The organism is Alkanindiges illinoisensis, from assembly GCF_004377485.1.
In the GTDB taxonomy this organism is placed as follows: Bacteria; Pseudomonadota; Gammaproteobacteria; order Pseudomonadales; family Moraxellaceae; genus Alkanindiges; species Alkanindiges illinoisensis_A.
In genome coordinates, this window is record NZ_SNTY01000034.1 from 1 (window position 1) to 17114 (window position 17114).

At 42.3% G+C, this 17114-nt stretch carries 20 protein-coding genes and 1 pseudogene; 8 read left to right on the top strand and 13 right to left on the bottom strand.

Annotation, left to right across the window (positions count from 1 at the left end):
* Positions 1-97 precede the first annotated feature (97 nt).
* The 3 genes from E2B99_RS08885 to E2B99_RS08895 form a co-directional block, all read right to left on the bottom strand.
* A complete protein-coding gene (locus E2B99_RS08885; protein WP_026471935.1) occupies positions 98-481 on the bottom strand; it encodes a hypothetical protein in 384 nt (127 codons plus the stop codon).
* Positions 482-588: 107 nt separating this feature from the next.
* Positions 589-2082 (bottom strand): TrbI/VirB10 family protein, encoded by a 1494-nt coding sequence (locus tag E2B99_RS08890; RefSeq protein WP_240687783.1) that lies wholly within the window; start codon positions 2080-2082, stop codon positions 589-591.
* 2 nt (positions 2083-2084) lie between these two features.
* Positions 2085-2522, bottom strand: a complete 438-nt coding sequence (locus E2B99_RS08895; RefSeq protein ID WP_205669660.1) for a hypothetical protein — start codon at positions 2520-2522, stop codon at positions 2085-2087.
* A 107-nt stretch (positions 2523-2629) separates the two neighbouring features.
* Between E2B99_RS08895 and E2B99_RS08900 the strand changes: the two genes are divergently transcribed.
* Positions 2630-3748 carry an RNA-guided endonuclease InsQ/TnpB family protein gene (locus E2B99_RS08900; RefSeq protein WP_134244637.1) on the top strand — a complete coding sequence of 373 codons (1119 nt, stop codon included), beginning with the start codon at positions 2630-2632 and terminating at the stop codon, positions 3746-3748.
* A 68-nt stretch (positions 3749-3816) separates the two neighbouring features.
* Here the strand turns inward: E2B99_RS08900 and E2B99_RS08905 are convergent, their stop codons facing one another.
* The 6 genes from E2B99_RS08905 to E2B99_RS08930 form a co-directional block, all read right to left on the bottom strand.
* On the bottom strand, positions 3817-6294 hold the full coding sequence (locus E2B99_RS08905) for a hypothetical protein (protein WP_134244638.1): 2478 nt from the start codon (positions 6292-6294) through the stop codon (positions 3817-3819).
* A gap of 11 nt (positions 6295-6305) precedes the next feature.
* Complete coding sequence (gene trbD / locus E2B99_RS08910) at positions 6306-6602, bottom strand: conjugal transfer protein TrbD (protein WP_134244639.1); 297 nt, start codon at positions 6600-6602, stop codon at positions 6306-6308.
* Between the two features lie 12 nt (positions 6603-6614).
* The gene (locus tag E2B99_RS08915) at positions 6615-7019 is read right to left on the bottom strand and encodes a TrbC/VirB2 family protein (RefSeq protein WP_134244640.1); all 405 of its coding nucleotides are present in this window, start codon (positions 7017-7019) and stop codon (positions 6615-6617) included.
* 19 nt (positions 7020-7038) lie between these two features.
* The gene (gene trbB, locus E2B99_RS08920; protein ID WP_166739020.1) at positions 7039-7977 is read right to left on the bottom strand and encodes a P-type conjugative transfer ATPase TrbB; all 939 of its coding nucleotides are present in this window, start codon (positions 7975-7977) and stop codon (positions 7039-7041) included.
* The gene (locus E2B99_RS08925; RefSeq protein ID WP_134244642.1) at positions 7934-8236 is read right to left on the bottom strand and encodes a hypothetical protein; all 303 of its coding nucleotides are present in this window, start codon (positions 8234-8236) and stop codon (positions 7934-7936) included. The genes trbB and E2B99_RS08925 overlap by 44 nt, the downstream gene beginning before the upstream one ends.
* A gap of 389 nt (positions 8237-8625) precedes the next feature.
* Positions 8626-8871 carry a helix-turn-helix transcriptional regulator gene (locus tag E2B99_RS08930; RefSeq protein WP_034280366.1) on the bottom strand — a complete coding sequence of 82 codons (246 nt, stop codon included), beginning with the start codon at positions 8869-8871 and terminating at the stop codon, positions 8626-8628.
* A gap of 32 nt (positions 8872-8903) precedes the next feature.
* Here E2B99_RS08930 and E2B99_RS08935 point away from each other — a divergent pair, with 32 nt between their 5' ends.
* Positions 8904-9365 carry a helix-turn-helix domain-containing protein gene (locus E2B99_RS08935; protein ID WP_134244643.1) on the top strand — a complete coding sequence of 154 codons (462 nt, stop codon included), beginning with the start codon at positions 8904-8906 and terminating at the stop codon, positions 9363-9365.
* Between the two features lie 12 nt (positions 9366-9377).
* Here the strand turns inward: E2B99_RS08935 and E2B99_RS08940 are convergent, their stop codons facing one another.
* Both E2B99_RS08940 and E2B99_RS08945 read right to left on the bottom strand, forming a co-directional pair.
* Complete coding sequence (locus E2B99_RS08940) at positions 9378-9656, bottom strand: type II toxin-antitoxin system YafQ family toxin (RefSeq protein WP_026471946.1); 279 nt, start codon at positions 9654-9656, stop codon at positions 9378-9380.
* Positions 9637-9906 (bottom strand): type II toxin-antitoxin system RelB/DinJ family antitoxin, encoded by a 270-nt coding sequence (locus E2B99_RS08945; RefSeq protein WP_026471947.1) that lies wholly within the window; start codon positions 9904-9906, stop codon positions 9637-9639. Before E2B99_RS08945 ends, E2B99_RS08940 begins: the two co-directional genes overlap by 20 nt.
* Before the next feature lie 331 nt (positions 9907-10237).
* Between E2B99_RS08945 and E2B99_RS08950 the strand changes: the two genes are divergently transcribed.
* From E2B99_RS08950 to E2B99_RS08960, 3 genes are read left to right on the top strand one after another with little or no spacing between them, the layout of a single operon-like run.
* Complete coding sequence (locus E2B99_RS08950) at positions 10238-10978, top strand: ParA family protein (protein WP_134244644.1); 741 nt, start codon at positions 10238-10240, stop codon at positions 10976-10978.
* Positions 10979-10988: 10 nt separating this feature from the next.
* Entirely contained in the window at positions 10989-12002 is a 1014-nt protein-coding gene (locus tag E2B99_RS08955) for a ParB/RepB/Spo0J family partition protein (RefSeq protein ID WP_134244645.1), read from the top strand.
* Positions 12003-12060: 58 nt separating this feature from the next.
* Complete coding sequence (locus E2B99_RS08960; protein ID WP_240687784.1) at positions 12061-12396, top strand: TrfB-related DNA-binding protein; 336 nt, start codon at positions 12061-12063, stop codon at positions 12394-12396.
* A 134-nt stretch (positions 12397-12530) separates the two neighbouring features.
* Here the strand turns inward: E2B99_RS08960 and E2B99_RS08965 are convergent, their stop codons facing one another.
* Positions 12531-13832, bottom strand: a complete 1302-nt coding sequence (locus E2B99_RS08965) for an SEL1-like repeat protein (RefSeq protein ID WP_134244647.1) — start codon at positions 13830-13832, stop codon at positions 12531-12533.
* A gap of 498 nt (positions 13833-14330) precedes the next feature.
* On the opposite strand from E2B99_RS08965, the gene E2B99_RS08970 reads away from it, so the two are divergent.
* From E2B99_RS08970 to E2B99_RS08980, 3 genes are all read left to right on the top strand, one after another.
* The gene (locus E2B99_RS08970; RefSeq protein WP_134244648.1) at positions 14331-14825 is read left to right on the top strand and encodes an antirestriction protein; all 495 of its coding nucleotides are present in this window, start codon (positions 14331-14333) and stop codon (positions 14823-14825) included.
* A 494-nt stretch (positions 14826-15319) separates the two neighbouring features.
* Positions 15320-16159, top strand: coding sequence for an N-6 DNA methylase (locus tag E2B99_RS08975; protein ID WP_166739022.1), 840 nt, complete (start codon positions 15320-15322; stop codon positions 16157-16159).
* A 186-nt stretch (positions 16160-16345) separates the two neighbouring features.
* Positions 16346-16699: a hypothetical protein gene (locus tag E2B99_RS08980; RefSeq protein ID WP_134244650.1), complete on the top strand. Its 354-nt coding sequence runs from the start codon at positions 16346-16348 to the stop codon at positions 16697-16699.
* A gap of 307 nt (positions 16700-17006) precedes the next feature.
* Here the strand turns inward: E2B99_RS08980 and E2B99_RS08985 are convergent.
* Positions 17007-17114 (bottom strand): annotated as a pseudogene (locus tag E2B99_RS08985) (IS5/IS1182 family transposase); the annotation flags it as partial.

Below are 17114 nucleotides of genomic sequence, written 5' to 3' on the forward strand. Positions count from 1 at the left end.
GGCCATCACGGATTGCCTTGGCCAGATCGGGCTTTTCCGCAATAAATAAGCGTCTGATTGTCATGGTGGTATCCTTGGTTACGCCAAATATTAAAATCTAGTGGTCGTGCAGCACTTTTCTTAATCGTTCCCCTTCAGCTTTAATCTGCTCACTGTCCAGGGATTTAATCAGTAAAGTGGGTAAGTTATGGGCGGCGTCTGCAATCAGTTTAAGCAGGCCTAAATCTTCCTGTAATAGCTCAGGCGCTTTGTGGCTCATAGATTCAGTATGTACCCGGATTTTAGTCAGGGCATAGTGAATCAAAATTAAGGCGCTGGCATTGACCTGATGCAATTCATTGACGGCAATCAATGACTTAATCTGGATAAAATCCATATCTGTCATATTAAAATCAGCAGCAGTCACTTTGGATAAGGCCATTTCCATGACTCGGTGTGCTTGATTGAGTACTTCATCATTATTGATAAAATTATATTGCATGACCCTAAACCTGAATGAAAGCGCTCTTGCCTGTGGAAGTGAATCACTGAAATCTGGAAGTTAAAAATTTAACTTCCAGTTTTTAGGTAACCAGTTAACGACTAAAGTTAATGGTAAGGTTTTAGGATCATGTCCTTTTTAACCATGATATTGAACCGGTAGCCTGGGCGAATCTTCAGGGTTGGTGCAATATTCATGTTACGACGCGCCAGCTCCGTACCCAGCTCGCTATATTGCTGGCCAATTGCCCCAGCAACGGTTTGTCGCTCATTAATATTTTCACCATTGGACGCTTGAGGCTGTGACAACTGAGCACCGGCACTCAGTAGCGATAATAAAGTTGCTTGGCCAAACAATTTAAAATAGTGATTATTAACCTTGTCATGGAAACCGGCATAGCCAGCCTGATCATATCCACTCATATTTTCCAGACTGATTGATGCCCCATCAGGATAAATAATGCGTGTCCATGCAATCAAAATCCGGGTTTGCCCCAGCGTTACCCCATTGTCATACAGGCCTACCAGTTTTGCCCCTTGCGGAATCAGCAAATATTTACCCGTTTTATTGTCATACACATTCTGGCTCACCTGACCTACAATTTGCCCTGGCAAGTCACTACTAATCCCACTCACCATCACACCCGGAATTACCGTACCGGCTTTAACTTCATACGGTGACAATGCCGGAACCAGGGCTTTATTTAAGTACACCTCTTCAGACTGGTCAGATTTTGCAAAAGCCGCTTTTCGGGTCTGGCCATTCAGCTCATCCATTGACGGGCGGCCATTGCTCCCGCCCTGGGCTGCTACTGTGTCCATATCAGGCGCTGATGAACCACTGGCCAAAGCATTCATCAGGCCACCGGCTGATGAACCACTTGATGATGATTTTTTCAGGTTGCCGTTTACAGTGGTTGCTGCCCCCAATACGCTGCCCAGCATGTTTTGCTCATCGGAAATGGCCTGCATCCTGGCACTTTCACGCTGACGAACACCTTCAATCCTGGCCTGATTTAAGGCCTGCATATTCTGGTTTTGCATCTCAAGACGTTGCCGTTCAGCATCCAGTAGCATTAAGCGGCGCTTGTTTTGATAGTCCTCTAACGAACCCTCTACAGGCGCAGTTGCTACAGGTGCTGTTGCCCCTGACAAATTGGCACATGCCCGTTGTTGTGGAGAACCATCAGGATTTAATGCAAGCTGGCCATCAGGCCCGATGACATTTTCCAAACACGGTGCGCTTGTCCCTGCCCCACTTAAACTATAGGCAGGTGCAGGGGCGATAGAGCCATTGGTTGGTGCGTTTTTAAATAATTCTTCAGGGGCTTTATTATCACCAGAAGTTTGTGCCCCTGGCGTGGGTTCATCTTCTGCCAGTTGCGCTTCATCATGCTTGGTGCTATTGATCATGGCAAATGCAATCATGGCAATGGAAACAATCGCAATGACCAGAATAACAATAAGGGGCGTTTTGGTCAGGCGACGGCCGCCGGTTACCTGTTGACGGTCACCTTCCAAAATATCAGGTGAATCCGTTGATGCCGGATTGTTTAAATCCAGATCATCGGGCTGTTGTTCATAGTTTGGTTTATCAGCCATGATCAACCCCCTTTAACTGTATAGCTATTGAGCAAAGACCATTGTTTTGTCTGAGTGTCCCGGATCAGCATATTCGTCACTTCCTGCCCATTTAACCGGATCACAATGAGCAGGCCATTTTCTAAAGGTGTGACCAGATACGCCAAAGGAACGGCGGATGGATTCGGCGCTGTATCATCGGCAATGCCAAAACCCCGATTTTTTAAATTGGTGGTCAGGGCATTGGCCAACCGGTCATTTTGACGTGCTGGGATCACAGTGACCGTGCTATTGGCCGCAGGCAATTTATACGCGACATAGCGAGCGATGGAATCAGCCAGAATCTCAGTATTCGCGGCCGTCACACCTGATGTATAAGAACTCTGGTTAATAGGCTGGTTGACACAACCGGTCTGGCACAGAGCAATGACAGTAATCATGTTAATGATATGTTTCTTCATAGAAATTTAGGCAAAAACTTTATTTTTCCTAACAAAGTTATAGTGCCTATCTCCTTTAAATTAGATATTATTTGCAGTTTCACATTTTTATTATTAAAATGTGAAACATGAAACACAGAGCTTACAGATATCGTTTTTACCCCACGCCTGATCAAGTTAAATTGCTTGCTCAAACTTTTGGGTGTGTGCGATTTGTCTATAACTCTATCTTGCGTTGGCGTACTGATCGGTACTACCAGAGCAAAGAAAATATTGGCTATCTTCAAGCGAATGCTCGACTGACTGAACTCAAGAAAATGCCTGAGTTTGCTTTTCTGAATGAAGTATCCTGCGTTCCCACTCAACAGGTATTGCGCCATCAACAAGCGGCCTTTAAAAACTTCTTTGAAGGACGGAGCAAGTATCCTACGTTCAAGAAAAAAACCAGTAAGCAATCGGCTGAGTTCACCAAAAGTGCTTTTAAATATACGGATGGCAAAATTTACATCGCCAAAAGTAAAGAGCCACTTGATATACGCTGGTCGCGTGACCTGCCAACCTCTCCCACGACTCTCACTATTTCCAAAGATTGTGCAGGCCGTTATTTTGTATCCTGCCTGTGCGAATTTGAGAATCCAATCCTGCCCAAAACCAATAAAACCATTGGTATTGATGTGGGAATTAAACACCTGTTTGTTACCGATAACGGTCACAAAATTGCCAATCCGCGTTATACCGCTAAATACAAAAACAGTCTGGCTAAAGCACAACGAGTATTGAGTCGCAAAAAGATTGGTTCTGCCAATCGTATTAAAGCTAGACAAAAAGTTGCCCGTATTCATGCGAAAATCTCGGATTGCCGATTGGATAACTTGCATAAGTTGTCCCGTGAATTGATAAACGAAAACCAAGTAATTTGCGTTGAATCGTTGCGTGTAAAAAACATGATTAGAAACCACTGCCTGAGCAAACATATTGCGGATGCAAGCTGGGGACGTTTTATAGCCATGCTTACATATAAAGCAGACTGGGCAGGCCGACGTCTGGCTTTAATTGACCAGTTCTTCCCTAGCTCAAAGCGTTGCTCAAGCTGTGGGTATATTCTGGATAAATTAAATCTGGAAACCCGTTTCTGGACTTGTCCAAAATGCAAGAACAACCATGATCGTGATATCAACGCGGCCATGAATATTAAAACCGCAGGGCTTGCGGGGTTAGCCTTTGGAGAGAATGTAAGTCCTGTGTAGTTAGTCTGCATAGGTAGTTCTCGTTGAATTAGGAATTCCTCAATAGTAATGTTGGGTATCCACTCACATTAGTGAGTGGGGATGTCAAAATTGATTCCTTTATGTTCCAGCCATTTGAAAGGCCAGCCCTGGCCATCTACTTCCATAAACTCACGGATAAGCTTGTGATTATCCTTGTAATTCACTGCTACAAAGTTTAAGGCAACGCTGTCCAGACCCAGGGTAAACATGCGTTTACCTTCAGCACTGGTAAAGTAATAGTCGCGCTTGCGGGTTGCATTCTTGAGCATATTAATTTCAGTGCTGTTTAACCCCATGATCGTATAAAGGTCATTTGGCCCAGGCACTTCAGCAGTACCGGCTTTATCCGCTTCTGGATTAGGCAACAGAATTTTGGTTGGGCAAGATTCAATGAGGACGTCAAAAATGCCTGAAGACACCGCATCGGTGAGAGACTGGGTTGCCATGCACACCAGACAATTGGCTTTACGCAGAACCTTTAACCATTCACGGATTTTTGCCCTGAAGGCTGGGTGACCCAGCATTAACCAGGCCTCATCCAGAATCAGCATGGTTGGACGGCCATTCAGGGATTTTTCAATACGGCGGAACAGGTATAACAATACCGGCAATAAATTCGCCTCACCCATTTCCATGAGATGTTCAATCTCAAAGACTGTCCAGTGTTCATTGCCGGTGATCAGGCCATCATGCCGGGCATCAAGCAATGAGCCTAAAATGCCGTCAATGGAATAATGCTTTAAGGCACTACGCACATCTTCATCCTGAACGGTCAGCAAGAAGTCAGTAATGGAGCGCTCCCCAGGTACTTTTTCTTCCCGTAACAGTTTCATGGCACGGGTAACTTCGCTTTTTTGTTTTGGTGTTAAGGTCTGATTAGTTTGCAAATGGTAGCAAGTGCCGATCCACTCAATCGCCCAGTTCAAGTCCACATCACTATCAATGGCTGATAAAGGCGCAAATGACAGGACATTTTCCTCGCCCCCAATATCATAATGTTTACCACCGCAGGCCAATGATGCAGCCCAGGCAGAATTACCCTTATCAAAGGCAAATATCTGGGCATCCTTGTAACGCAGGAACTGGACGGCCAGTGTATTGAGCAATACAGACTTACCAGCACCGGTTGGCCCAAAAATCAGGGTATGGCCAAGATCATCAACATGCAGGTTTATCCGAAACGGCGTTGCCCCATTGGTTGAGCCATACATGAGTGGTGGTGAGTGTGGTAGGTAATAAGGACATGGGCATTCGGTACGGCCAGCCCAGATATTACTTAAAGGTAATAAATCCGACTGGTTTAACGTATGAATTAAGGGGCGACGAATATTTGGCATTGCATGACCCGGCAGCGTCCCTAGCCATGCTTCTAAAGAATTAATGGTTTCAGTACGGCATGTAAAACCGAGACGTTGAATTTCACGGACAACAAAGCGTGACTGCTCATGGACTTCTTCGAGATTTTCACCCTGAATAACCACAATACTGGTGAAATACCCAAAAGTGACCAGACCACTAGAAGCCTCAGTAATGGCATTGTTCGCATCGACCGACATTAACAGGGCATCTTCATTAATCTGGGCATTCTGGGTTTTAAAGGTTTGGGCAAAAAAGCCCCGGACTTTTTGTTTCCACTTGCGCTTGACCTTGTTCAGCTCGCTGAGTGCCTCATGCTGATCCAGATAGATCATGCGGCTTGACCAGCGATAGGACAGTGGCAGCGCTTCTAATACGGCAAGAATATTGGGATAGCTTTCTGGCGGATAGCCTTCAATGGCCACTGGGCAAATGTAGTTATTACCGATTTTTGGGGTATCACCAGTGACTAGGACATGACCACCCAAATAGGTGTCCATGTAAGCGCCATACGGCGGGATATTCAATTCAATGAAACGACCAGTGAGGCAGTACATCAGATAATTGACCAGCTCATCCCGTAAATGCTCACGGCCAAACTGATCGGTGACGGTATAGCCTTTCATGCGCTGCAAGGCGATAGTGCCACCAATCAAATCCTCAAAGGTGGCAAGGTGTTTATAGAAATAATCAAGTATCTGGTCTTGGACTGACTTCTTGGGCATATTGGCATCATCACGCCAGATCAAGTCATTGACCTTGGATGAAACACGCAATGGCGGCATATAGCTAATGACCATTACATATTCGGTGACATAATGGCCGCCTTCTTGCTGGAAACCCTGACGACGATGATCGTCAATTAATTTTGATACTGGATCAGGAAAATGGTTTCGCTCGGATTCAGGATAATAGTTATCAGCAATTCGTGCTGCATCATGCCAGCTCACCCAGCCATTACCAAAGCGGGATAACGCCGCGTTCACCCGGTTGGTGATGTAATTGCGCTCATCATTGGTGGCACTACCAATATCGTCACCACGATAAAAATAGCCCACCATGATGCTGCCGTCTTTATTCATAACAACGCCACTATCGACCAGGGCGGCATAATTTAAAATGTCCGGCAGGCCTTTGGCCTTTTTCCGATATGTTTCTAATGCGAGCATTTTATTACCTATTATTCTGTACGAAATGGCGTAGAACGAGCCAGGTAAATATCTTGGTTCTTGAATTGGCGTAAATACACCTTTGACGCTAGCGGATCAGCCGAGGCAATGCGTCTTAATAAAATTAGAGCAACGACCCATATTCCGACGCCAAACAGGATGGATGACCAGGTTTTAAGCGCAAAGATCATAATTGCTGCGATCAGACCAGCCACTAAAATCAATTCCCGTTCACACCCCAGCAATAAGCTTGGCCGTGTTAAAGCACGATTAATGGTTGAACGTCGCAATGGAGTTTCGTTGCTCATGGAATTACCTACTTACTGATTTGAACAAGTCACTGCTTGTGTATTTTCACAAGTTGGAATAGTTGCTGATTTACCAGTCAGGTTGGTGAGTAGCTGTGCTGCAAATACGATGATGGAAACAACAAGAACGACCATAATCATTTTTCTGGTGAACTCATTCATTTCACCACCAAAGATCAAGGTCATACCGGCTGTAGCAATCGCCAGAATTGCAATACCAATGGCAACAGGGCCGGTCACACTATCCTTGAATTTTGTCAGTGGGTCTTCCCAAGGCATGTTGCTGCTGGTGCTTGCAGCATGAGCAAAGTCAGGCATCAGTACCAGAACAGCTATAACTGCAATGGCCAATACCCAATATAAAAAGGTACGGGACTGCATAAACTGCAAATTTAATGTTGGTAGTGTAGGATTCATTGTCATAGCTCTCTTACGATTAATTAATCGTGGTCAGTTGATAATCATTATTTCTGTAGCCATCGACAGAAATAATTTCTTTTACTTTGCGGCCCCCTTCGGATTTGACGATGCAAATAACGACATCAACCGCCTCAGCAATAAGTTGTTGTTGTGGAGCTGGAGTCGCTTCACTTATGAGTTGTTCCATGCGGATTAAACCGGCGCGTGCATCATTGGCATGCACTGTGGCTACGCCACCAGGATGGCCAGTGTTCCAGGCTTTTAACAGGGCAAGTGCTTCCTCGCCCCGTACTTCACCCACCAAAATCCTGTCCGGGCGTAAACGCATGGTTGCCTTTAATAGTCGCAACATGGACACATGCTCAGTGGAACGCATGATGACCACATTCTTTGAACTACATTGGATCTCGCCGGTATCTTCGATAATGGCCAACCGATGGTCTGGCTTATAAGTTGAAATTGCTTCGATAATCGCGTTGGTTAAGGTGGTTTTTCCCGTACCCGTACCACCAACAACCAGAATATTTTTGCGGTTTTTTACCGAACTAATAATCATTTCTCTCTGATAAGACGACATTATCCCGTCATTGACATAATCATCGAGGGTAAAAATCTTGTAGGCTTTCTTACGGATCGTGAACGTCGGTGCACTGACAATAGGGGGGATCAATGCCTCAAAACGGCTTCCATCAATAGGAAGCTCACATTCTAAAATCGGTTTTTCACTAGTAATTGTTGTATTGATCGTGGATGCAACAGTGGCCATTAATGATTCTGCCTGAGAAGCAAACATTTCACCGACCGGTTGCATTTCTTGTCCCAGGCGCTCAACCCATAATTTGCCATCTGGATTGAGCATAATTTCCACTACATCTTTTTCGGTTAAAAGCTGTGTAATGGTTTGACCCAATTCACGTTGGAGCTTTTCCTTCACCCGAAGAAACTTGTCGTTCATTAACGTCAGTATCCTTAAAAAACACAGTGAGATACTTCACCGCATTGTATTTAGTCTCAATATGCGAATAGAGCCTGTCTAAACTTGACCATACTCGCGGTTGTTTCTTGGTATTAACCAGCAGTAATTCTTCATCTTTCCACGATAACGTCACATAAATGTGAAAGCCTTTACCTTCAGGCGTTGGCGCAATCTTGATTTGTTTAACTGCATTAGCTCTTGCGTTATCGACAAGGGTTGATTCTTGGATGGTGTTCATGTCCGTTAATTCTTCCGCTGGAACTGGATAAGTCGGACATACTAAATGTTTCAAGATCGCCATGCTAATAGTTAAATATCTCTATAACGAATTATAGAATATCATCTAAACGTAGTATAGCAAGTCGATTTTATGAATTTATATATAACGAGTTAACGAAATAGTATATTTCGTTAATTGAAGGCAATAAAATAGATAGGGATGAATATTTTTAAGCATTTAAAACAATACCTTATTAAAAAAAACGAACGATAAAGTTCTTTATCTGAAGTAAACCTAAGAAATTATTAACTGAATAGACAGAATGTTCTGTCCAATAATTCTAAAACAGAAAAATTACAGGGTCGATACCCTAATTGATAAAATTTGTCATTTAAGTTATTTTTTTGTCACAGGAACATGTCGGAAATTGTCTTTTTTAATGCGAATGTGACCAGTGCCATCTTTTCAAAGCTAATGTTTACACGACCGTTTTCAATGGCTGATATTTGTGGTTGCGTTTGGCCAGTTTTTTGACCTAGCTCTAATTGGGATAAGGAAGCGTTTTTGCGGTAGCGTTTGACGTTTAGACCAAATTGGACTTTTAAAAGTTGCACCGCCTTCTGGCTTTCAGGTAGCATCGCATTTTTACTCATCTTTTATCCGCATTCCCTCGTACTGCATACTTATGAATTATACGCCTTATCATGTCATTGGTAGATTATTTGCCATAGAAGAATTAGCCAATCCGATCCTGGCGGCCAATAAGGATAACCAGGTCTTTAGTACCCCGATTGATCAAACAAAACTACACACTGCATTAACAGCGATCAATACCTCGGCAAGCTCAATGGTGCAAAATCGGCTAAAGCAACTGGAAAATGACACCAAAACAAAAATGGATGATCAAAGGCTGGATACTTTTTTAAATCTGGACAGTAATCAGCTTGCCTTACTGCAACAGGCCTATATTAATGAACGTACTGCCATTAAGCGTTGTAATGTCTTTAAGACGATTCGTCTACGGAAAAATTTGAGTATTGATGAGGCTGCTGAAGGCTTGAAACTCAATCGTCGTAACCTTCAGGCATGGGAAGCACATAAAAAAAACTGCCCAATTGATGCCATTAAACGACTTGAGCAGTTATAAGATAAAAATCAATTAAAACAGGTCAGCATGTGATCCGCACCGGGCTAAAATCAATTCCTGATTGTCCCAATCCACGTCCCAGATCAGTAAGAAATCCGGTTGCACATGGCATTCCATGTGGGGCTTCCAGTTCCCAACTAAGGGATGTGGCTTATATTCATCCGGGACAGTTCCTGTTTTCACTAAATGCTCATCAATAAGCTGTAGTAGTAAATCTGTATCCTTTTTAGGATCATTTAATGCCCGTTTTAAATCTTTTTTAAACTGCTTTTTAATCCTGATTATCAGCATTATCTAACTCAACAAATAGTGCTTTTGCTGTTGGGTAGGTCTGCGGCTCAACAGGTGCTTTCATGGCAGCGAGTGTCACAGCGTTAGGAACTCTAAGTTCAAGCGGAAACTCCTGACGGACTATCACCTGATGCAAAAAAATCCTGATTGCGTCAGACATGCTTAAACCTATTGAGCCTAACACCACTTCGGCCTTCTGTTTGATATCACCGTCAACCCTTGCCCTAACTACATCGGCTTTAGTGTTCATGGTATTTACTCCTGTCTTGGTAAGTTTATTGTAGCACTTTTGAGCTACAATGCAAATACAGCAATTAGAAGATAAAAATTTCGTTAACGAAAATTTCATCTTTGGCGTCATAACAAAAAATATTGAATTAGTGTAAAGTGTTATTGACAATACCCTATATTTTTTTAGATACTTGTTTTGTTCACTTGAACTTTTTATTGATGTGTGGCTAACGCTACGAAGGAGTTAAGATGAGTAACCCAGTCATAGGCGATGTGTTTTATTCCCTAATTGGTGCTACATTGGGCGCAATTTTTATAAATTTTGGCAGTTAAGGGGCAAGGACAATTTTATGAAAATAATTACGATTGCAAATCAAAAGGGCGGCGTTGGAAAAAGTGCGCTAAGCCTGCACATTGCTTTTTACCTGCATGAGCTGGGTAAAAAAGTCGTGTTTATTGATCTTGACCCCCAAGGCAACAGCTCAAGCGTTCTAGGTAAGACTGACTTTCAGGCAGTGGCTTCGGCCAGCAGTTTATTTCAGGACAACTTTAGCCTGGATATGCCCCTACCCCATGCTGTTTTATTGAAAGGTGACGCCAGCCTGGTCAATAACCTGGATATAAAGTTGTTTGTGCAGAACATGAATCAACTGATCAAGTCCATTGATGATGAAACCATTTGCATTGTCGATACCGCCCCAACTGCCAGTGCCTTACAGATTGCCCCGCTTATTGTCAGTGACAGCGTAGTATCCCCGATTGAGCTTGAAAGTTTTTCCATAGCCGGGATTGCCAGTATCCTCAACACCCTAAATAACATTAAGGAACAGTATAACCCTCGCCTGAATTTTTTAGGGATTGTTCCCAACCGGGTTAAAGGGGTCAGTCATCGCCAGCTCACCCTGTTGGAACAGCTAAGAACGTCCTATTCTCAATACCTGCTAGACCCTGAATTTAAGATTAATGAGCGTCAGGCAATACCAGAGGCCTTGGATCAGGGCATCCCGGTATGGCGGCTTGGCAAAACTTCTGCCCGTGATGTTGGCAAGGAAATGAAAGCTGTCGTCTCCAAAATATATCAATCAATTTAGGGAAATAATTATGTCACTTGATGCACTCGATAACTTAAATATTGGCTCCCTGGTTGGCAAGCCAAGCCGTGCCCAGAATACCAAGGATCAACTGCATATTGACCTTGCCTTGATTGAAGAAGACCCGTTAAACGTCCGTCTGGTGTTCGATGAAGACAAATTACAGGCACTGGCAGATACCATCCGGGAAAATGGGGTATTGACGCCCATTTCAATTCGCCCCAATCCAGACAAGTCCGGGCATTTTATTATTAATAACGGTGCCAGGCGTTTTAGGGCATCTACCCTGCTTGGCTTAAAATCCATTCCGGCGTTTATTGATGAGCAGCATGATGAAATCAATCAAATGATTGATAATCTGGAGCGTGAGGATTTAACACCGCTTGAGATTGCTCAGAAGATTTATAAGCTGGCCAATCATGAAGATAAGGCCAAGCGCCTTAAAAAAGAAGACATTGCAAAACGGCTTGGTGCAAAACCGGCATGGGTATCCAAGCATTTAAAACTGCTTGAAATGCCTGAAAAACTCAAGTTCCTGTATGACATGAAACGCTGCAACGACCTTGAAGCCTTATATGCCATTAGCTCGGCCTATAAGAAATATCCTCATCAAATTGACAAATGGCTGGATTCCTTTAAGGACAGTTCTGACATTATTACCCAGCAGGCCGCCAATGCGTTTTTAAACAAGTTAAAGGAAAAGGATAAGCCCAAAGCGGCTAGCCCTATCGCTGAGCAGGATGAAGCTTCTGTAGACCGTGCTAGTCGGCCTGATAATACTGAGTATGAAGCTGCTGAAGCCGGTGAAAATTTTGATAGTAATGACAATGCAGGGACTAAAGACCGGTCAATTGGCCAGCAGTCTTCCAATGAATCATTCAAGTCAGGCCATGATCTCAAGTTTATCAGTATTTCTTTGGTCGGCAGTGATGAGCAGCATCAACAGATTACCCAGCAGCTCCAAGAATTTTTAAAACAAATCGAGCAGCAGTATCCAACCGCCCAGCTTGAGCTGCAAAGTTGATCAAACATGCAGAACTTTCGTTAACGAAAGTTCTGCCCATGATGGAATCAGTATCGTGATGAAAAAATCAGGCTACCAGGGCATTCTGACACAAGAACAATATGATGCACTACTGCCCACTTTGGCAAACTTTTCAGAAGAACGTAAACAGGCCTGCTACCTGGTCATGGTCAAAGGCATGCCAGCCACCGAAGTTGCCAATCAGTTCAGCAAAACCCGGCAGTGGCTAAATGATGCGCTAATCAAGGTTTATGACAAATATGTTCAGGTCAATTACCCGAGTGATTGGCAAACCATTACCGTTCGGGTTCCCCCACATCTTGCCGTTATCATCAGAGGCATGGAACAAAAGGCACTGGACTTGCTAAAGCAACAACTGAGAAAGATTAACTAAGCTTTTTTGTATCGTGATTACCAAAACCTATAAGTAGAGTAATGGCACCTTAGCTAGCAATTGATCGTATATGATCAACAAAAGCAGGTGTATCTGCTTCTATTGATCCTTATTAATTATCATAGTCTAGCCTTTTATTTGCTGGTCGCACTGGCTTTTGGTTTGGGTTTTATAATTTCTAGTATAGTTGCCCTAATGTCATTGGTATGGGCTAATCTGCGGGTGTACTCCTGCCCCAGGGCCACTTGTCCACTTTGCTCAAGACCACGTAGCTCTCTATCACGATTTTCAGCGTATAGTTTTTCTGACGGATTATAACTGGCTGCCAGATTGAATAGCGCGTAGGCCAGTGGCAAATCTTTAACCGTCGTATAGTTCCCCTTATCATAAAACACACCAAGGTTATTAATTGCAGCAGCATCATGTTGGTTAGCTGCAATTAAATACCAATTAAGTGCTTGAGCATAATCTTGTATCACACCCTGACCTTTGGTATACATCACACCCAAATTGTATTGTGCATCAGCATAGCCTTGATCAGCGGCTTTGCGATACCAACTTGCGGCTTGAATATAATCCTGAACCACGCCTTGACCATTGTCATACATCAAACCTAATTTATATTGAGAAGCGGCATGGCCTTGTTCAGCGGCCTTGTGATACCAGTTGAATGACTGTTCATAATCTTGTAAGACACCCTCACCTGCTGCATACATAAGACCAATATTATATTGTGCATCGGTATAGTTCTGTTCGGCAGCTAGATGGAACCAGTGGAGTGCTTGAGTATGATCCTGAGTAACGCCTCGTCCAAGGCTATACATCAGGCCTAGCTTATACTGTCCAATGGCATCGCCTTGTTCAGCAGCCTTGCGATACCAATTTACTCCCTGGGTATCATCCGGTGCAACGCCGTCGCCTTTTATGTACATTGCACCTAGATTATGTTGTGCATCGGCATTGCCTTGATCAGCGGCTTTGAGATACCAATTAAGTGCTTGAGCATAATCTTGTGAGACCCCATATCCATTGTCATACATCACACCTAGACTATACTGTGCATCGGCATTGCCTTGATCAGCGGCTTTGCGAAACCACTTAAGCGCTTGTATGTAATCTTTTAAGACACCGTATCCGTTCTCATACATTACTCCTAAATTAAATTGTGCAACGCTTTGGCCTTGTTCAGCAGCTTTACGATACCACTTAAGTGCATGTGTGTAATTCTGTGAAACACCTTCACCCCTAGCATACATTGTTCCTAAACGGGTTTGCGCTGCTGCATTTTGCTGTTCTGCCAAAGGCAGCCATTCTTGTAATGCTGTCGTGTAGTCTCTTTTGTCATATGCGGCCTTGCCCTCATCATAACCTGCATGTACAGAGGCAGTTGATATGACTAAGCCACCAAGCAACAGTATTAAACCTAATTTCTTCATCTATCCCTCTGAACCTTAATTAATCAATTTGGGTTTCGTTATTTTTGAAAATGCACATTGATCTATGTCCTCAAGCAAACCACTAAAGCTGTCCTTATAGTGATTGAATGCTAGATATTTTTAAATTTTAAATGAATAAACAATCAGCTTTGCATGACCGACCAATATATAAACCAAAGTAATAGCATAGATTAAATTCGACTAAGTTTAACATAGCATGACGCAAAAACCGGGTGGCTTGAGCTGTACCTACTCTGGAAAATTTCATTCATCTACTAGCTACATATTAGAGGTGTTTAGCCTGGGCATAAGGTGTAATGCTCATGGCGACTTAATACAAAGTTGTTAAAGATAAGAATTCAATACATACCATCCATAGCAATTAGCTTAATTTTGTAAAGCTTTGTTGTAAATTATTACCATGATAAATATAATGATCCCAACGGCTGCAATGCCGATAATCTACCTAAATGTGTGGCAATCGCTACGAAGGAAAATATGATGAGTGAATTAATTAATATTGAAGATATCCAGACTGTCCTTTCTTATAAACCATACCTTGAAGACCTATTAAACCTTGCTGAATCATACGGTAGTGACAATGATGCAGGTGAAGCAGCCCGAAACACCCCGGCCATTGTGCAGCTTATATACTTCTGGGAAAAATTTTTGTATCCCTATGCCTCACATTTTAGTTCAAATTATCAAGGTGGATTCTGGATATTTAAAAACGGTTTTTTTCAGTTGCAGTCTTCACACCAGTTTCATGTCAGTGTATCAGGCAACTACTTTGAGGACGAAATGAGCTGCCTGGAATTTAGTTTTTTTGTCAATCTAATGACTTTGAGCCATTTATCCCTTCAGCTTGATGCAATAAATAATAACCGTAATGCAATGCCTTCAAATGTTTTGCGCTTAGTCATCTATGCCTATCATCGCCTACATTGCCTAATGCGCTTAAATAAAAAAAAGTTGATGTGTGCAAGGTTTTAAGAGCACTGGACTGATCCAGAAATAGATACCAGTTTTTTCGTTAACGAAAGAATCCAATTTTTTATGTGTGGCCAAGGCTACGAAGGATGAAAATATGTTTTGTTTAAGACTATTGATCAATTTTGTTTTGATTATCACGCTAGTTTCGCTAGTAGCATTTATAATGGCTGGCATCTGTTACTTATTAATATGGTTATTGATGCAGGATAAATTACTTGCAGGTTTTACCTTTCACTATGTGTTTTATTTTGGCTGTCTTATCGTCATTTTACTGGGTACTGCTACCGATATTTTCCCCTTTGACCTGGATGAAATATATCGACGGTTAAAAGCAATTTCACACCAAAAAATGAATGATTAAATCCTTATAAATCATAAGGTAAAGTTAAGTAAAGCGATATTGTAAAATACTATAATAATTTTTATAATAGGTATGTTAATTCAGCACTAACATACCTTTTTTTATGTGTGGCCTTGGCTACGAAGGAAAATCAATGAATCAAACTGTCATCAATCTAACCAATGACTTTCAAACCCTGTTTGCCAGTATTGCCCCCAGTAAAAATCGTTATACCGTGTTCAGCGATTTTATATTTTTAACCGCTGCTGCCTTGAGAAATGCGGTTGGTCATCCATTCAGGCATTTGTTCAATCAGGATATTGAAAACGAATATTTAAAAGTAATTTCTGCTTATACCAAAGATGAAGCCGGTAAATTTGCAAATTTAATGGGGCTTTATGTCTGTATTGCCGAAGCTGGACAGGAACCGCATGACCATCTGGGTGATTTATTCATGCAGCAAGGTTTTGGCGAAGCCTGCAAAGGCCAGTATTTTACCCCTAGTCCTATCAGTGACCTGATGGCAAAAATAACAACACCTGATATTGCAAAATCCCTAGAGCACAAGAATTTCCTAACCGTATCTGATCCGGCCTGCGGTGCTGGCTCAACACTATTAGCAGTGGTAAAAGAGTGTCGCGCCCAGAAAGTAAATCCACAATACCAGCTCTGGATACAGGGCATTGATATTGATCGAACCGCCGCGCTAATGTGCTACATCCAATTATCCATGTGGCATATCCCTGCTGAAATTTGCGTCGGTAATTCCCTCAGCCTTGAAATACGCGAGGTCTGGAACACTCCGGCTCATTATCTAGGGGGTTGGAGCCAAAAGCTGGTTAAGCCTAATAAATTACCTTCATCCGTCACCAAGCCCCGCGAGCAGCAAGAAATTGTTATACCCGCTCAACCGACGCCTATTTCTGAACGATCATCCCAGAAATCCAATAAGGCGTATGGCAAGGAACAACTTGGCTTTGACTTCCAGCTTTAAGTTATTTGGAAACTTTCGTTAACGAAAGTTTCCAAGTTCATCATGCCCTGAGCACTTCACTTATAATTGCTAAATTATGTAAAGTGTTATTGTCAATGAAGTGCTTATTTAATATAATACAATCATCGGCAGCAACAACCCGATACTTTCATTTTCATGTGTGGCCAAGGCCGCGAAGGAGTAAAAATGTCTACTGCAACTGAATTAAAATTACCACTTAAAACAGACCTGACCCCGGAAGAACAACAGCTAAATGCTCAACTTTTGGCGTTTAATCTCATCAATGTTGATTTTGTAGACTGGAATGATGGTTACACGCGAGAATATTGGTATGAAGATTTTGATGTTTACATCATCAAGTTATTACCTAACGAGACAATCAACGCGCTCTTAAATCGACAAGCATTGGATTCAATTCCCGGTTACTGGCATGGCGATCAGGCCATCATAGATGCTCAAGAAATTTTTGAACGAACTCGTAATTTTTATACCGGCACAGCTAAACTGCTTATGCTGATTAGACGCTATGCTGGGGAATAAAATTTAACCGTGAAAAGCAGCAGCTCATGCTGCTTTTTTAATTTTTGAAATGCAAAATAAATATTATGGTAAATGCTCACCATTTGCGTTTTAAGCCAATATAAATGTTGTAAGCTAGGGTACTTATTTTTTTGGTTAAATGCGCTGTAATCGCTTCCTATCGCATTTTAAAGGTATATATTTAATTAATCTTAGATCAATTTTTTAGAAAAATGTAATTTTAAAAATATTTGTTGACAGGTTTGGAAATATCATGGTAATGATTATCATACTATATAATTAATATTAAATAGACCTCTTTCATAAGTCATCTTTTAACCAGTTCAAGATTAAAGATTGCAGCGATCAAATTGAAGCGTAAACTAATTCTAGATCGTCTATTTCTGTAGGGCGAGCTTAGGATGTTAAACCGTTT

What these genes read in the sequence shown, in the direction of transcription:
- E2B99_RS08895 (WP_205669660.1), bottom strand. Translation starts at nt 2,522, where the DNA reads ATGAAGAAACATATCATTAACATGATTACTGTCATTGCTCTGTGCCAG.
- E2B99_RS08950 (WP_134244644.1), top strand. Translation starts at nt 10,238, where the DNA reads ATGAAAATAATTACGATTGCAAATCAAAAGGGCGGCGTTGGAAAAAGT.
- E2B99_RS08940 (WP_026471946.1), bottom strand. Translation starts at nt 9,656, where the DNA reads ATGCTGATAATCAGGATTAAAAAGCAGTTTAAAAAAGATTTAAAACGG.
- E2B99_RS08970 (WP_134244648.1), top strand. Translation starts at nt 14,331, where the DNA reads ATGATGAGTGAATTAATTAATATTGAAGATATCCAGACTGTCCTTTCT.
- E2B99_RS08980 (WP_134244650.1), top strand. Translation starts at nt 16,346, where the DNA reads ATGTCTACTGCAACTGAATTAAAATTACCACTTAAAACAGACCTGACC.
- E2B99_RS08955 (WP_134244645.1), top strand. Translation starts at nt 10,989, where the DNA reads ATGTCACTTGATGCACTCGATAACTTAAATATTGGCTCCCTGGTTGGC.
- E2B99_RS08885 (WP_026471935.1), bottom strand. Translation starts at nt 481, where the DNA reads ATGCAATATAATTTTATCAATAATGATGAAGTACTCAATCAAGCACAC.
- E2B99_RS08930 (WP_034280366.1), bottom strand. Translation starts at nt 8,871, where the DNA reads ATGAGTAAAAATGCGATGCTACCTGAAAGCCAGAAGGCGGTGCAACTT.
- E2B99_RS08900 (WP_134244637.1), top strand. Translation starts at nt 2,630, where the DNA reads ATGAAACACAGAGCTTACAGATATCGTTTTTACCCCACGCCTGATCAA.
- E2B99_RS08925 (WP_134244642.1), bottom strand. Translation starts at nt 8,236, where the DNA reads ATGAACACCATCCAAGAATCAACCCTTGTCGATAACGCAAGAGCTAAT.
- E2B99_RS08905 (WP_134244638.1), bottom strand. Translation starts at nt 6,294, where the DNA reads ATGCTCGCATTAGAAACATATCGGAAAAAGGCCAAAGGCCTGCCGGAC.
- trbB (WP_166739020.1), bottom strand. Translation starts at nt 7,977, where the DNA reads ATGAACGACAAGTTTCTTCGGGTGAAGGAAAAGCTCCAACGTGAATTG.
- E2B99_RS08915 (WP_134244640.1), bottom strand. Translation starts at nt 7,019, where the DNA reads ATGAATCCTACACTACCAACATTAAATTTGCAGTTTATGCAGTCCCGT.
- E2B99_RS08965 (WP_134244647.1), bottom strand. Translation starts at nt 13,832, where the DNA reads ATGAAGAAATTAGGTTTAATACTGTTGCTTGGTGGCTTAGTCATATCA.
- E2B99_RS08935 (WP_134244643.1), top strand. Translation starts at nt 8,904, where the DNA reads ATGAATTATACGCCTTATCATGTCATTGGTAGATTATTTGCCATAGAA.
- E2B99_RS08890 (WP_240687783.1), bottom strand. Translation starts at nt 2,082, where the DNA reads ATGGCTGATAAACCAAACTATGAACAACAGCCCGATGATCTGGATTTA.
- E2B99_RS08945 (WP_026471947.1), bottom strand. Translation starts at nt 9,906, where the DNA reads ATGAACACTAAAGCCGATGTAGTTAGGGCAAGGGTTGACGGTGATATC.
- trbD (WP_134244639.1), bottom strand. Translation starts at nt 6,602, where the DNA reads ATGAGCAACGAAACTCCATTGCGACGTTCAACCATTAATCGTGCTTTA.
- E2B99_RS08975 (WP_166739022.1), top strand. Translation starts at nt 15,320, where the DNA reads ATGAATCAAACTGTCATCAATCTAACCAATGACTTTCAAACCCTGTTT.
- E2B99_RS08960 (WP_240687784.1), top strand. Translation starts at nt 12,061, where the DNA reads ATGAAAAAATCAGGCTACCAGGGCATTCTGACACAAGAACAATATGAT.